Raw genomic sequence first — 14,520 nt, 5'->3', positions numbered from 1 at the left:
GGCTGCAACCTTTGCAAAACCCCTAACAGCAGCCTGAAAAATTAAGAAATGCCGTAACAAACTATTGCGTAAATTTAACCAAAATTCCCGCCTATGCAGGAATGACGGCTGATTGACCATTTCTCATTTCATTTTAGGTTTTGCAAAAGTTTCAGGCTGCCTGATGCGATAGGCAGCCTGAAAACATTTTTTAAAGGAATAAACCATGTCTCAATTTTTTGCTATTCATCCCGAAAACCCGCAAGAGCGGTTGATTAAACAGGCGGTGGAGATTATTCGCAAGGGCGGGGTGATTGTGTATCCCACCGATTCGTGTTACGCGATTGGCTGCGCGCTGGGCGATAAAACGGCGATGGAGCGGATTTTGGCGATTCGCAAGATTAATTTGAAGCATCATTTAACGCTGATGTGCGCGGATTTGAGCGATTTGGGCACTTATGCCAAGGTGGACAACAGCCAGTTTCGCCAACTGAAAGCGGCGACTCCCGGTAGCTACACGTTTATTTTGCAGGCGACCAAGGAAGTACCCAATCGCACGCTGCATCCGAAGCGCAAAACGATTGGGCTGCGCGTGCCCGATAATGCGATTGCGCTGGCGTTGCTGAAAGAATTGGGCGAGCCGATGTTGAGCAGCACGCTGATGTTGCCCGAAGATGATGAGCCACTGACCGACCCGTATGAAATCCGCGACCGCTTGGAACACGCGGTGGATTTGGTGATTGATGGCGGCTGGTGTGGCACAGAGCCGACCACGGTGATTGATATGACCGATGGCGTGGAGTTGATGCGGCAGGGCAAGGGGGATGCAGGGTTGTTTGGGCTATGATGGGGGGGGTGGAATAAAGGCAGCCTGAAAGTGGATAAACCGCTTTCAGGCTGCCTTGTCATACGTGGATGCGCATTATGGCGCGGGGGTGAATTTTATTTGCACGCCGTTTTTGCCGTGCAAAATCAAGGTTTGCCCGTTTACTTCGTAGCGCGACACCCGCTTCATGGCGATGGTAAACGCATCTTCCAGTTGATTGTTTTCGCACAGCATGACGGTGGATGTCATTTCGCCCAGTTTCAGGCTGCCTGATTTGCTGGCTTGCGCGTGGAAATTCATGTGATTGCAGCCCATGTAGGCGTAGGCGGTGGGCAGCTTTGTCCAATCCATTTTGGCGTTGGCGGGGATTTCGCCTTTAAAGCCGCTCAATTCGGTTAAACGCCATGCTTGGCGGATAGGCGCAGGCGCAGCCGATTGCGGGGCGGGCGCGGATTGCGGTTGCGCGGGCTTGGGTTGCGCCACGCTGTTGCACGCGGCGAGCAGTATGGTTGCGCTGAATAGTGCGATGGATTTGTTGAACATTGTCTTTCTCCTTATTGATGCTTTCAGGCTACCTGAAAGCGGTGGTTGAAACAAACTGTTGCTTTTGTGTTGGATATTGTACGCCTGCGACTACGCTGCCAGCAAGGCGGTGGATGGTTTTTCAGGCTGCCTTGGGATTACAACCGCTCAAACGCTTCTTTAAACACCTGCGCGCGATGGGCATAGCCTTTGAACATATCGTAGCTGGCGCAGGCGGGGGAAAGCAGCACGATGTCGCCTGTGTGCGCGGCGGCGTGGGCGGCGGCAACGGCTTGCGGCAGGGTGTCGCAAAATTGGTGCGGCACGTTGTGCGCGGCAAGTTCGGCGGCGATTTTGGGCGCATCCACGCCGATTAGGAACACGGCGCGGGCTTTATTTTGCAACACGGCGGCGAGCGGGGCGAAGTCTTGCCCTTTGCCTTGCCCACCCGCAATCAGCACGATTTTTTGCGGCAGACCTGCGATGGCGGCAACGGTTGCGCCCACGTTGGTGCCTTTGCTGTCGTCAATGTAGGAAATGCCGTCTTTTTCGCCGATTTTTTCTACGCGGTGGGGCAAGCCGTGGAAGGTTTGGATGTGTTGCACCAGTTCGCTGCGCGGGATGCCGATGGCTTCGCATAGGGCGATGGCGGCGAGCGCGTTGGCGGTGTTGTGGCTGCCTTGTAATGGGATTTGGCTTTGCGCCATTAAATCGGTGTCGTGTTGTTTCAGGCAGCCTGAAACGCTGTCCAGCCAATAATCGGTGGCTTGTGTGAGCGAGAATTGGCGCGTTTGCTGCGCGGAGCGGTGCATGGCGCGGCAGAATGGGTCGTCAGCGTTGATGATTTGCACGCGGCAGCCGTTGAAGATTTGGTCTTTGCTGCGGGCGTAGTCCAGCAGGTCGTCGTAGCGGTCTAGGTGGTCTTCGGAGATGTTGAGACAGGCGGCGGCTGCGGCGGCAAGGCAGGGCGTGGTTTCCAGTTGAAAGCTGGATAATTCCAGCACCCACACATCCGTGCTTTTGCCTTGCCGTTGCAGCCATGCGTCTAGCACGGGCGTGCCGATGTTGCCCGCGATAACGGTATCCAAGCCGCTTTGTTGGCATAAATGCCCGACTAGGCTGGTGGTGGTGGTTTTGCCGTTGCTGCCGGTGATGGCGATGATTTGGTCGGGGTGATGGCGCAGCAGGTCGGCTAGGATGGCAACGTCGCCTGTTACTTTGCCGCCGCGTTGTTCAAATTCGCGGATTTCAGGCTGCCTACGGCTCACACCAGGGCTTAATATCAGCGTGGTTTTATCTGCCAACGCGGATTTCAGGCTGCCTGAAAGGATGGGGAATTGCGGGAACAGCGCGGCGAGTTCGGCTTGGCGTTCGGCGGTAAGCTGTTCATCGTAGGCGGCGACTTGGCTTGCGCCGATGTGGGCAAGATAGCGCAGGATGGAAAGCCCTGTGCTGCCCAGCCCTGCCACGAGAATGTTTTGCTGCTTCATTTATTTGGTGCCTTCTTTGTGTTCGTAGGAAATGATGCCTGTTTCGCCTGTGGGCATTTCTTCCATGCCCAGCTCTTCTTTGATGCTGCGCGGTTTTTTGCGCTTGGCGGGGGCGGGCGATTCAGTTTCTTGCGGGGTGAGTTCTTGTTCGTTGGCTTCGTTTTCAGGCTGCTGCGGGGGCGGCGCGGCGGGCGTGGGGTCTTTGGCTACGGGCGGCGGCTCGGGGCTGGCGACTTGGGTGAGCCATTTGCCTGCGCTGTTTTGCGAGTAGGCAATGTCGCTTTGGGCTTCATCGCTCACGCCTGTGATTTGGGCGAGAATTTTGCGCGTTTTGGCAGCTTGCACGGCTTCGCTGCGCCATGTTACGCCATCGGCGGGCACGCCCAGCACCACGGTGCCGCCCACTTCCAGCGGGGTGTTGAGCGTGATGGGAATGCTTTTGCTTTCGGCAACGGCTTGCTTGCTGTCGTTGATGTAGAGTGCGAGGCTGATGTAAACGGTGGAAACGGTGAAGTTGCCTTTGTTGGTGAGCGAAACGCGGATATTGGGTTCGCCTGCGGTGTAGGAAAAATCGCCCGCTTGGATGGCAACATCTTCGCCTGTGCTCACGGAGCTGGCTTCATCGCTGGCAGGCATGGGCGGCAGTGTGGCGGAGGCTTCTAGGTTGATTTCGGGCAGGGTGGCAACGGGCGAGGCGGTGTTTTGGATGCCTGCCGCGCTGTCGCTAACGGCTTGGATAAAGCGGTAGCCGCCGTAGCCCATCGCGCCAAAGAGCACGACGGCGATGCCGATAACGACTTGGGTGTAAACGGATTTTTTTGCCATGAGAAACTCGCTTTCAGGCTGCTGGGAAAAGGGGATTTTAGCAGATGCGGATAGGCTAAGGCAGCCTGAAAACCAATCTATCCAACAGAAACCGCTAGGCATCGTAATCAAACGTTTTCAGGCTGCCTAACCTCATCGCCCGCAATGTTAAAATATCCCCTTTCCACCGCAAGGCAGCCTGAAACCATGTCTGATTTATTCTCCCACCCCCCCGCCGCCCCGCTTGCCGAACGCCTGCGCCCGCAGTCGCTGGATGAAGTGCTGGGGCAGGAACATCTAACCGGCGCGGGCAAGCCGCTGGCCGTTGCGCTGGCGAGCGGCGAGCCGCATTCCATGATTTTGTGGGGCAGCGCGGGCATTGGCAAAACCACGCTGGCGCGGATTGTGGCGCAGGGTTTTGACGCGCAGTTTCTGCCCATTTCCGCCGTGTTTTCGGGCGTGAAAGACATCCGCGAAGCCATCACCCAAGCCGAAATGGCGTGGCAGCGCGGCAGGCGCACGATATTGTTTGTTGACGAAGTGCACCGTTTCAACAAAGCCCAGCAGGATGCCTTTTTGCCGCACGTTGAAAGCGGGCTGATAACCTTTATCGGCGCGACCACCGAAAACCCGTCGTTTGAAGTGAACGCCGCGCTGCTCTCCCGCGCCCAAGTCTATACGCTCAAACCGCTCAAGCCCGAAGCACTCGCCAAGCTGTGCGACAAAGTTTTCAGGCTGCCTGAAAACGAGCGCACCCGCATCACACCCGAAGCGCAGCAGCTCATCATCCAGCACGCCGACGGCGACGCGCGGCGGTTGCTCAACACGCTGGAACAAATCACCCGCGCCGCCCGCACGCAAAACATCGCCGAAATCGGCAGCGAGCTGGTGGCGCAAACGCTCGGCAGCCAGCTGCGGCGGTTTGATAAAGGCGGCGAAGCGTTTTACAACCAAATCTCCGCCCTGCACAAATCCGTGCGCGGTTCGCACCCCAACGCCGCGCTGTATTGGTTCACGCGCATGCTGGACGGCGGCGCAGACCCGCGCTATCTCGCCCGCCGCATCGTGCGCATGGCATGGGAAGACATCGGGCTTGCCGACCCCCGTGCCATGCAAATCGCCAACGACGCAGCAGCAACCTACGAGCGGCTGGGCAGCCCCGAAGGCGAGCTGGCGCTGGCGCAGGCGGTGCTGTATCTGGCGGCGGCGGCGAAGTCCAACGCAGGCTACACCGCGTTTAACCAAATGCGCCAGTTTGTGCGCGAACACGGCAGCGCAGCCGTTCCCGTACACCTGTGCAACGCGCCCACCAAGCTGATGAAAGAACTTGGCTACGGGCGCGACTACCGCTACGCCCACGACGAGCCGCACGCCTACGCCGCAGGCGAAAGCTATATGCCCGACGATATGGACGAACCCGATTTCTACCAGCCCACCGACAGGGGCTTGGAGATTAAGATTGGCGAAAAACTGGCTTGGCTGCGCGGATTGGACGAAGCGGCAGAGCAGGGCGGGGATGGAGATAAATGATTTTAGCTTCGCAGAAGCTCGTAAATTCGCTTTCAGGCTGCCTTTGGAGCGAATGAGCGAAGCAGCCTGAAATCCATCTTGCGCAAACAAATCGTTTAGAACCATGCAACACGGTTTTCAGGCTGCCTTTAACCATTCAGGCAGCCTGAAAGCGAATTTACGAGCTTCTGCGAAGCTAAAATCATTTCCTTAACCGCAGCGCATTGCCCACCACCAGCAGCGAACTCGCGCTCATGCCAATCGCGGCGAGCCACGGCGTTACCCAGCCTGCCACCGCCAGCGGCACCACAATCAGGTTATACACGCTTGCCCAGATTAGGTTTTGGCGGATGATGCGGCGCGTGCGCTGGGCTTGGTGCAGCAGGCGCGGGATAAGGGCAAGGTCGTCTTGCAGCAAAATCACGTCTGCGCCATCGCGGGCAGCGTCTGCGCTGCCAGCCACCGCCAGCGACACATTCGCCGCCGCCAGCACGGGCGCATCGTTGATGCCGTCGCCCAGCATCAATACGCGCTTGCCTTGCGCTTGCAAATCTTGCACATAAGCGAGCTTGTCTTCGGGCGTGGCTTGGGCGCGGCGGTGGGCGATGGCAAGCTGCTCGGCAAGCTGGTTCACCGCGCTGGCGTGGTCGCCGCTCAAAATATGGCAGGCGATGCCGCGCGTGCGCAGTTCGGCGAGCGTGGCGGCGGCGTTGGGCTTGGCTTCATCGCGCAGGATAAAGGCAGCCTGAAAACCGCGCTCGTTGCCCAACACAATCACGCTGCCTGCGGGCAGGTTGCTCGGCAGCTTTTCAGGCTGCCTTTGTTTGTTGATGCGGGCAACAAAATCGGCGCGTCCAATCGCCCATGTTTGCTGCAAGATGTGGGCAACAATGCCGTGCCCCACGCGGTTTTGCCGCTGCGTAACCAGCAGCTCGGTGGCAGTAGGCAGCCTGAAAAAGGCTTGCGCGATGGGGTGTTCGGATTGTTGTTCTAGGGCTTGGACGATGGCGATGAGTTCGCTGGGGCAGCCTGAAAACGTGGTTTCATCGTAAAGCTGCCGGTTGGCAAAGGCATAAATATGGCTGATGGACAGCTTGCCTTGGGTGAGCGTGCCTGTTTTGTCAAACACCGCATCGGTGATTTGCGCCAAGTTTTCAAGGGCTTGCCCGTGCGCAATCAACACGCCTTCGCTGGCGAGCTTGCCTGTGGAAGCCGCCAGCGCGGCGGGCGTGGCCAACGATAGGGCGCAGGGGCAAGTAATCACCAGCAGCGACACGGTTACCCACAAAGCGCGAGCGGCATCGGCATACCACCACCACGCCAAAAAAGTCGGCACCGCCATGATAATCAGCGACAGCGTGAAGCCCGAAGCATAGCGTTCCGCCAGCTCGGCAAGGCGCGGCTTTTGCGCTAGGGCTTTGTCCAACAGCTTCACAATATGCGCCAAGCGCGTTTGGTTGCCCACTTCGGTGGCGCGGATGATGATGGGGCTGGCAACGTTGAGTGTGCCTGCGGTTACAAGGCAGCCTGAAAACTTGGCAACGGGCAGATGTTCGCCCGTGAGCATCGCTTCGTTGATTTCGCTCTCGCCGCTTAACACCACGCCATCCACAGGCACGACTTCGCCCGCGCGCACCAGCAGCACATCGCCCACCGCCAGCGACACCACGGCGGCTTCTTCGCTGTGTTCATCGGGATAACGCGGCAAGCGGTGGCAAAACGCAGGCACCAGTTTCACCAAACGCTCCGCCGCATCGCCCGCCTTGCGCCGCGCACTGTGTTCCATAAACCGTCCCAGCAGCAAAAAGAACACAAACATGGCAATGCTTTCAAAATACAAGCCTTGCTGCGATTGCACCGCCAACGCGCCCACGCCCGCGATAAACGTGAGCGAAATTGCCAGCGCAACAGGTGTGTCCATGCCCGTGCGCCCGTTTTTCAAATCGCGCCACGCGCCTTGGTAAAACGGCAACGCCGCGTAAAACATCGCAGGCAGCACCATAAAAAACGCGCCCCAATGCAGCATGGCAAGGTAGGGCGGCTCAATGTCGCCAAACAAATAAGTGGGCAGCGCAAACATCATGGTTTGCATACTGGCAAACGCAGCAATGGCAAGGCGAATCAGCATGGTTTTGCGCTCGCGTTGGGTTTGCGCTTCCATTTTTTGCGCGTCATACGGCGCGGCGGTGTAGCCCGTTTTTTGAATCAACGACAAAATGGCAGAAAGCTGCACGCGCGTTTCATCCCAGCGCACGCGCGCGCGTTGCGTGCTGTAATTCAGCTCCACTTGGCTAATGCCCGCTTGGCGCATCAGCCGCTGCTCAATCAGCCACACGCAGGCGGCGCAAGTGATGCCACCCAGCATCAACGTGGCTTCGCGCTGGTTTTCAGGCAGCGTTTCCACAAACTCGGCTTGCACTTCGGGCAGGTCATACAATTGAAGCTGCGCCATGATTTCAGCAGGCGGCAGCTCGGCTTTTTCGGCTTGGGCGGTGCGGTTTTTGTAGTAGCTGCCCAGCCCCGCATCAATAATGCCTTGGGCAACGGCTTGGCAGCCCACGCAACAGGCGGGGTGCTCTTGGTTGTTGTAGATAATGGGCAGATGGGTGTGTTCGGGGACGGGCAGTCCGCAATGGAAGCAGGGTTGGGGCATTTTGGTGGTTGGGGGATAGGGATGGTTTAGCGATGCTGGATTTTGTTTCAGGCTGCCTTTGGTGTTGAGATGGCATCAAAGGCAGCCTGAAAGTGGGAAATAAGCAAAGGTAGCAAAGGTAGGGTGGGCAACTCGTTGCACACCGCATCTATACTCGCGTTCTGTTGTTCCTGATGCAGGCTATTGCGTTCGGTGTCGGCTGGTTTAGCTAAAAGGCAGCCTGGAAAAAGCTAAAACCCAATCCATCAATCAAAACAATGACACAACCGCCATAGCTACCTGCTCAAAAAAACAGCCGCCCACGCAGAGCGGCTGTTATCAGGATTACTGCCCAGCAGCAGGCACAATGCTGGCGCTTTGCATCAAATTGCCTACCGCTTCTTGCACGAGCTCGTTGCTCATGCTGGCGCGTAAGCCTTCTTTGATTTTGTCCAGCGGGCCAACGGTGATTTTGCGCTTGTCGTTGATGTAATACAGCGCGTGCAATTTGTCGCCCGCAATCGGTTTGCTGTATTGCCCTTTTTTCAGGCTGCCGATGGCTTGGTAGATATTGGGGCGGGCTTCTTGCAAATCGCGCAGGGAAATATAGTCGCTAAACACGCTGCCGCCTGCTTTGATGTTGGGGTCTATGCTGTATTTGCGCGCCACTTCGGCGAAACTTTTTTTCGCTTTCAAATCGCGCTCGGCGGCTTTGATTTGCTCGGCGTTGTTGCTGATGATTTCGCCAATTTGCACTTCGTCGGTGTTGTCGTAGCGTTGTTTGATTTCATTGTAACGCTGTTGCACTTGGGCATCAGTTACGGGGTTTTTGTTGATGACATCACGCGCGTAAACCTGCATCAAAAGCTGGTTTTGGTAGTCCGCCCATTGTTGTTTGAAGTCGGCTTGCTTGTCTGCGCCTTGGGCTTTGGCTTGCTTCATGCTTTCGGTTTCAACGTCTTTGTATTCTTTGCTTTTGTCCAAGCCTTGTTTTTTGGCGGCTTGGGTTACCACGGTTTCTACCACGGTTTGCTGCGCGATAAATTGGCGCAGCTCGGGGCTGTCTTGCACTTGCCCTTGGCTGCTGGCAACCACGGCTTGCACGCGGCGGTCTAGCTCGCTGCTGTCAATTTTGGTGCCGTTTACGGTTACCACGGTTTGCGCCAATAGGCTGCCTGAAAGCAGGGCGGCGGATAGGGCGGCGGCGATATGAGTGGGTTTCATGAAGTTTCCTTTCGGTGGATGGTGGAATGTTTGGTTAAGGGGTAATCAGTCTAGCAATGCCGAACTTGGTTTCAGGCTGCCTATGCGATGCCGCTTTGCTTGCTGCACAAGGCAGCCTGAAACGATTAGGCAGCCTGAAAATACTCATCAGGCGTTTGCGCGATGACGCTGAGCGCGTGGATTTGCTTGCTGCTAAATAAGTCTGCCAGCAGGCTTTGCACTTGGCGTTGGCGGGCAACGCGGTTCATGCCGTCAAATGCGTTGCTCACGACCACGATGGTGTAATGCCCGCCGCCTTTGTTGCCTGCGTGCCCGATGTGCAAATGGCTTTCGTCAGCAAACTCGTACACATCGGGGGCGAGCGGGGCGAGTCGGCTGGCTATTTGGTCGCGCATTATTTGGGGAACACTTGTTTAAAGGGGCGAATCAGCATTTCGGCATACACGCCCGCGTGCACATAAGGGTCTTCGCTTGCCCATGCTTCGGCGGCATCCAAATCGGCAAAATCGGCAACAATCAAGCTGCCAGACATCACGTTGGGATTATCGGGCAGCGGGTTGGGACCCGCGCAAAGCAGGCGGTTTTCTTGGTGCAACGCTTCTAGGCGTTCCAAATGGGCGGGGCGGGCGGCGGCACGCGCTTCGCTGGTGTTTTCGGCATCGGTGGCTAGGAACATAAACAGCATGGTTATTCGCTTTCTTTGGGAAGGTGTTTAACAAGGTAAATGCCTTGCGCAATGGAAAAGGCAATGGAAATGGGCAGATAGCCCCATAGTTTAAAGTTCATCCACACAGGCTCGCGCTCGGCGGTAAACGGGTAGGCGATGGCAAGATTGAGCGCGCCAAGAAACAGGAAAAAGCCTATCCATGCGTAGCCCAGCTTGTGCCAAACGTGGTCGGGCAGGGTGAGCTCTTTGCCCAACAAAAGCCGCAGGCTGTTTTGCCCGCGCAGTTGCATGGCAACCATAATGATGGCGAGCAGCCACGGCAAAATGGTGGTTTTGAGCATGATGAAGGTGCGGTCGTTCAGCGCGATGGTTAAGCCGCCAAACACAACAACCAAAATAAAGCTGAGCCATTGGGTCGGTTCTAGCTTGCGGTGTTTCCAATAGGTGTAGCCTGCTTGGGCAACGCCTGTTACCACGGCAACGGCGGTGGCGAGAATGATGTTTTTGGTGGCGGTGTAGGTGGCAAAAAATAGGATGATGGCGATGAAATCGCTGAGTGCTTTCATGTGGCAGGGGGTGGGTTAAAAGGTGGCTATCATAACCGAAAATAGCGGATTTGGGCGTAAAAGGTTGGGTTTGGGGCGGGATGAAACCTATTTTCAGGCTGTCTATTCTTGCTCACTCGGTAAGCAAGAAAAATTCCACCAATATGTTTTTAAACAAAAAGCCCATCACGCCCAAGCCGAGCACGAAAAACAGGATAAACATCCCCCATTTGCCCGCTTTGGATTCTTTGCCCAGTTGCCATACGATGAAGCCGAGCATAATCACCAAGCCGCCAATGCCGAGCCGCATGCCCCATAGGGCGAATTGTTCTTCTGACATGATTGTTCCTTTGTGTGTAGTGTGGATGGCAAAGGCAGCCTGAAACCTTTGCAAAACGCCTAAATCATTTAATTAACGGCATTTCTTGTTTTTAACTTTGCCCCTATTTGGCTACGCAGGCTGTTGCTAGGGGTTACAAAGGCAGCCTGAAAACCGTATTACCCATTTTCAGGCTGCCTTTAAGCCTTGTTATGCCGCCAATGCCTGCGCCAAATCATCAATCAAATCATCCGCATATTCCAAGCCAATGGACAAGCGCAGCAAGCCTTCGGTGATGCCTGCGGCTAATTTATCTTCGGGCGACATTCTGCCGTGCGTGGTTGTCCACGGATGCGCGATGGTGGAGCGCACATCGCCAAAGTTTGCCGTTTTGGAAAAAATGTTTACCTTATCAACCACTTTCCAAGCCGCCGCCGTGTCGCCTTTCACTTCAAACGCCAGCACCGTGCCGCCTGTGCTTTGCTGTTTTTTCACCAACGCCGCTTGCGGGTTTTCAGGCAGCCCCGAGTAATACACCTTGCCCACTTGCGGTTGCTGTTGCAGCCATTGCGCGATTTTCAGCGCAGAAGCTGCCGCCGCATCGGTGCGCAAAATCAGCGTTTCCATGCCGCTCAGCAGCATCCAAGCGTTAAACGGCGACAGGCTCAGTCCCATCGTGTTCACATACATCCCCACTTGCGTAATCAAATCCTGCTTGCCGCACACAATGCCGCCCAACACGCGCCCTTGCCCGTCAATGGATTTGGTGCCTGATTGCACGCTCAAATCCGCGCCCAAGCGCAACGGCTGTTGCACGGCGGGCGAACAAAAGCAGTTATCCACCACCAGCAACGCATTGATTTCATGCGCGATTTGCGACAAGGCTTCAATATCCGCCACTTCGCCCAAGGGGTTAGACGGCGTTTCCAAGAAAAATATTTTGGTATTCGGGCGGATGGCTTTACGCCATTCGTTCACATCGGTTTGCGAAACCAGCGTAACTTCAATGCCAAAGCGCGGCAGCATGGCAATCAGCCCTGCCGTTGTGCCAAACAGGCTGCGGCTGCTGATTAAATGGTCGCCCGCGCTCAAAAAAGTGAGCAAGGCAGCCTGAATCGCGCTCATGCCCGTTGCCGTGGCGATGCCTGCTTCCGCGCCTTCCATAATCGCCACGCGCTGCTGAAACGCGGCAATGGTGGGGTTGTTGGTGCGCGAATAGGTGTAGCCCGCTTGGCGTTTGGCAAACACATCGGCGCATTGCTCCGCGCTGTCAAACATAAAACTGCTGGTTAAAAACAGAGCTTGATGATGCTCTTTGAACTGGGTTTGCTCTTTGCTGCCGCGAATCGCCAGCGTTTGCGGATGAAGTTGTTTGGCGTTACTCATGTTTGCATTCTTTTACAAAAACAGGAAAGTCGCTATTTTGCGCCTTTTCAGGCTGCCTTTCAATGCTTATAATTTGCGCTCTTAACACTCGTTTACAAGGACACACATCATGAAATGGACCGACATCCAACGCATCGCCGAAGAGCTATACGACACCCACGGCGATAGCATCAACCCCGCCACCGTGCGCTTCACCCAACTGCGCGATTTGATTCTCGCCCTGCCCGATTTTGACGACGACACCAACCGCTGCGGCGAGAAAATCCTAGAAGCCGTGCAACAGGCTTGGATAAGCGAAGCGGAATAAGCGATGGCGACACCGTTTTCAGGCTGCCTAACTGGGATGCATATAGGCAGCCTGAAAATTTGTTTAGCCCATACTGCACAATCAACACGCCCAGTTTGCTGACCACATAGGCAGCCTGAAACCCACCCAACACCACCACACCATGCTCCCATTTTCCACCCGCCTAATCCAATGGCAACGCCAACACGGGCGCAACAACCTGCCGTGGCAAACGCGCGACCCCTACCGCGTTTGGCTCTCCGAAATCATGCTGCAACAAACCCAAGTTGCCACCGTGTTGGATTACTACCCGCGCTTTCTTGCCGCTTTTCCCACCGTGCAAGCCCTTGCCGCCGCCAGCCAAGACCAAGTGTTAAGCCTGTGGGCAGGGCTGGGCTATTACAGCCGCGCCCGCAATCTACACGCCGCCGCGCAGCAAATCGTGCAACAACACGGCGGCGCATTCCCGCCCAATCGCGCCCAATTGGAAACGCTAAAAGGCGTAGGGCGCAGCACCGCCGCCGCCATCGCCGCCTTTGCCTACCACCAGCGCGAAGCCATATTAGACGGCAACGTCAAGCGCGTGCTCTGCCGCGTGTTTGCCCAAGACGGCGACCCCGCCAATAAAGCCTTTGAACGCCAGCTGTGGGCACTCGCCGAAAGCCTGCTGCCCGCCCGCCCCAGCGATATGCCTGCCTACACCCAAGGCTTGATGGATTTGGGCGCAACCCTGTGCACGCGCAGCAAACCCCGCTGCACCGAATGCCCAATGCAAAACCTTTGCCAAGCCCACGCCCAAAACCGCACCGCCGAGTTGCCGCGCAAAAAATCCCCCGCCGCCGTGCAACAGCAAACGCTCTATTGGCTGCTGATTGAGCACAACCGCGCCATCTGGCTGCACAAACGCCCGCAAAACGGCATCTGGGCAGGCTTATGGTGCGCCCCCACATTCAACAGCCTCGCCGAATTACAACACTTTGCCGCGCAACACCGCATCCCATTGCAGCACGTCAGCGAGCTGCCCACCATCCACCACCGCTTGACCCACCGCCAGCTAGAAATCATCCCCTACCGCATCACAGCCAATATAGGCAGCCTGAAAACCGAAAGCTGCAACGAAGCCAATGGGGAAGCAGGCGAGTGGGTAAACCCACAAGCCTACGCGCAATACGGCATGCCCAAGCCGTTGGCAAAATTGTTAGCAACGCAATGGGGGTAAACGTTTTCAGGCTGCCTATTGGTTATCCCATTAGGCAGCCTGAAAACGTTTAAACACAACGCAACCATCCAACCAACACCCCAAAATTATCCACAAAACCTGTGCATAAATCCCCCGCCCATTCCATCGCAACAGCCAAAAAACCTTGTGAAATCATGGCTTCTGTTAAGATTGCTGAAAAAATAAGCAGAACAGCAAAAACGCATAACAATCAAAAAGATAAAATAAAAAATCAACTGTCAAGCTGTGGGCAAAAATATTTTCTTTACAAAAAACACGCAATATTGTGCCAAAAATAACCCCAAAACGAACTTGTAAAAATTCACCTATCGTTGTGCCCATATTGCCCCATCACAAGGCAGCCTGAAAATCCAACAATCCCACAAAATCATCAAAATGTCCGCGCACATGGTTATACACCTTGGGGAAAATCTCTTCGCATTCCATAAAATACCACTCATCCAGTGTGGCAAATTGCGGAAACGACTCGCGCACCGTCGCCGCATCGCCATGCAGCAAAATTGCCGCCCCCAGCTCGTGATACAAACCACGCGCCTGCAACACCATCTCGGGCAGCATCGGAATGTCCCACGCCGCAAGCTGTTCCGCCAAATTGCCACACAACAATTCTTCGCCCAGCCCCAGCGCAATCAGCGTGGCAAAGCCATCATCTTCCGCAATTTTGTCCAAACGCAAATACGCCAACAACGCATTTTGCGCGTCCGATAAACGCGGCGAAGTGGTCGCATGATGCTGCTCCAACTGCTCCAAACAATGCGTAAACAAACGATTTACCTGCGCCGCTGCAATTTCATGTTCCATGGCTAATCCTATTAAAAAACAAAGATTTTACTTTTTAGGCAGCCTGAAAACAATAAAAGAATGCAGCACAGATAGGCAGACTGAAAACGCTTTTTCAAATATTGCCGTGTTTATTTTCAGGCTGAAACCTTTGCAAAACCTAAAACGCCATAAAAAATAGTCAATTCTTCGTCATTCCCGCGTAGGCGCGAATCTTGGTTGATTTTATGCAATAAATTGTTTTTAAGGTGATTTTTTAAGGGGCTGTCCTAGATAACTCAGGAAATTCACATTAAGTTAGAATTTCCCCT

17 protein-coding genes are annotated in these 14,520 nt (G+C 55.4%); 6 read left to right on the top strand and 11 right to left on the bottom strand.

What is annotated here, in order from left to right; all coding sequences use genetic code 11:
* The first annotated feature begins 205 nt into the window (after positions 1–205).
* Positions 206–826, top strand: a complete 621-nt coding sequence (locus Q4A85_RS02985) for an L-threonylcarbamoyladenylate synthase (protein WP_303107681.1) — start codon at positions 206–208, stop codon at positions 824–826.
* A gap of 75 nt (positions 827–901) precedes the next feature.
* Here the strand turns inward: Q4A85_RS02985 and Q4A85_RS02980 are convergent, their stop codons facing one another.
* From Q4A85_RS02980 to Q4A85_RS02970, 3 genes are all read right to left on the bottom strand, one after another.
* Positions 902–1,348 (bottom strand): META domain-containing protein, encoded by a 447-nt coding sequence (locus tag Q4A85_RS02980; RefSeq protein WP_303107680.1) that lies wholly within the window; start codon positions 1,346–1,348, stop codon positions 902–904.
* Positions 1,349–1,485: 137 nt separating this feature from the next.
* Positions 1,486–2,817: a UDP-N-acetylmuramoyl-L-alanine--D-glutamate ligase gene (gene murD, locus Q4A85_RS02975; RefSeq protein WP_303107679.1), complete on the bottom strand. Its 1,332-nt coding sequence runs from the start codon at positions 2,815–2,817 to the stop codon at positions 1,486–1,488.
* Positions 2,818–3,642, bottom strand: a complete 825-nt coding sequence (locus Q4A85_RS02970; RefSeq protein ID WP_303107678.1) for a hypothetical protein — start codon at positions 3,640–3,642, stop codon at positions 2,818–2,820.
* On the opposite strand from Q4A85_RS02970, the gene Q4A85_RS02965 reads away from it, so the two are divergent.
* Together Q4A85_RS02965 and Q4A85_RS02960 are read left to right on the top strand one after the other, a co-directional pair.
* Entirely contained in the window at positions 3,641–3,772 is a 132-nt protein-coding gene (locus Q4A85_RS02965; protein WP_303107677.1) for a hypothetical protein, read from the top strand. The two genes, Q4A85_RS02970 and Q4A85_RS02965, sit on opposite strands and share 2 nt — an antisense overlap.
* Positions 3,773–3,828: 56 nt before the next feature.
* Entirely contained in the window at positions 3,829–5,151 is a 1,323-nt protein-coding gene (locus tag Q4A85_RS02960) for a replication-associated recombination protein A (RefSeq protein ID WP_303107753.1), read from the top strand.
* Between the two features lie 181 nt (positions 5,152–5,332).
* Here the strand turns inward: Q4A85_RS02960 and Q4A85_RS02955 are convergent, their stop codons facing one another.
* The 7 genes from Q4A85_RS02955 to metZ all read right to left on the bottom strand — a co-directional run bounded on the left by Q4A85_RS02955 (position 5,333) and on the right by metZ (position 11,903).
* Entirely contained in the window at positions 5,333–7,783 is a 2,451-nt protein-coding gene (locus Q4A85_RS02955) for a heavy metal translocating P-type ATPase (protein ID WP_303107676.1), read from the bottom strand.
* Between the two features lie 324 nt (positions 7,784–8,107).
* Positions 8,108–8,986, bottom strand: coding sequence for a peptidyl-prolyl cis-trans isomerase (locus Q4A85_RS02950; RefSeq protein WP_303107675.1), 879 nt, complete (start codon positions 8,984–8,986; stop codon positions 8,108–8,110).
* 125 nt (positions 8,987–9,111) lie between these two features.
* Entirely contained in the window at positions 9,112–9,381 is a 270-nt protein-coding gene (locus Q4A85_RS02945) for a BolA family transcriptional regulator (RefSeq protein ID WP_303107674.1), read from the bottom strand.
* Positions 9,381–9,671 carry a YciI family protein gene (locus Q4A85_RS02940; RefSeq protein ID WP_303107673.1) on the bottom strand — a complete coding sequence of 97 codons (291 nt, stop codon included), beginning with the start codon at positions 9,669–9,671 and terminating at the stop codon, positions 9,381–9,383. Before Q4A85_RS02940 ends, Q4A85_RS02945 begins: the two co-directional genes overlap by 1 nt.
* Positions 9,672–9,673: 2 nt before the next feature.
* On the bottom strand, positions 9,674–10,219 hold the full coding sequence (locus tag Q4A85_RS02935) for a septation protein A (RefSeq protein WP_200521757.1): 546 nt from the start codon (positions 10,217–10,219) through the stop codon (positions 9,674–9,676).
* Positions 10,220–10,331: 112 nt separating this feature from the next.
* Positions 10,332–10,538, bottom strand: coding sequence for a DUF2788 domain-containing protein (locus Q4A85_RS02930; RefSeq protein WP_003794544.1), 207 nt, complete (start codon positions 10,536–10,538; stop codon positions 10,332–10,334).
* Positions 10,539–10,727: 189 nt separating this feature from the next.
* A complete protein-coding gene (gene metZ / locus Q4A85_RS02925) occupies positions 10,728–11,903 on the bottom strand; it encodes an O-succinylhomoserine sulfhydrylase (protein WP_303107672.1) in 1,176 nt (391 codons plus the stop codon).
* 109 nt (positions 11,904–12,012) lie between these two features.
* Between metZ and iscX the strand changes: the two genes are divergently transcribed.
* Genes iscX through mutY form a run of 3 tightly spaced genes read left to right on the top strand, consistent with a single transcriptional unit; the run spans position 12,013 to position 13,408 of the window.
* On the top strand, positions 12,013–12,210 hold the full coding sequence (iscX, locus tag Q4A85_RS02920; protein ID WP_303107671.1) for a Fe-S cluster assembly protein IscX: 198 nt from the start codon (positions 12,013–12,015) through the stop codon (positions 12,208–12,210).
* Positions 12,189–12,320 (top strand): hypothetical protein, encoded by a 132-nt coding sequence (locus Q4A85_RS02915; RefSeq protein ID WP_303107670.1) that lies wholly within the window; start codon positions 12,189–12,191, stop codon positions 12,318–12,320. Before iscX ends, Q4A85_RS02915 begins: the two co-directional genes overlap by 22 nt.
* A gap of 32 nt (positions 12,321–12,352) precedes the next feature.
* On the top strand, positions 12,353–13,408 hold the full coding sequence (gene mutY / locus Q4A85_RS02910; protein WP_303107669.1) for an A/G-specific adenine glycosylase: 1,056 nt from the start codon (positions 12,353–12,355) through the stop codon (positions 13,406–13,408).
* A 351-nt stretch (positions 13,409–13,759) separates the two neighbouring features.
* On the opposite strand, the gene Q4A85_RS02905 is transcribed toward mutY, so the two are convergent.
* Positions 13,760–14,230 carry a DUF4375 domain-containing protein gene (locus Q4A85_RS02905; RefSeq protein WP_303107668.1) on the bottom strand — a complete coding sequence of 157 codons (471 nt, stop codon included), beginning with the start codon at positions 14,228–14,230 and terminating at the stop codon, positions 13,760–13,762.
* Positions 14,231–14,520: the final 290 nt, after the last annotated feature.

This window comes from Kingella sp. (in: b-proteobacteria) (assembly GCF_030527935.1).
Lineage (GTDB): Bacteria > Pseudomonadota > Gammaproteobacteria > Burkholderiales > Neisseriaceae > Kingella_B.
Note: the sequence above shows the minus strand (reverse complement) of the source record. Positions and strands in the feature narration are given on the sequence as shown.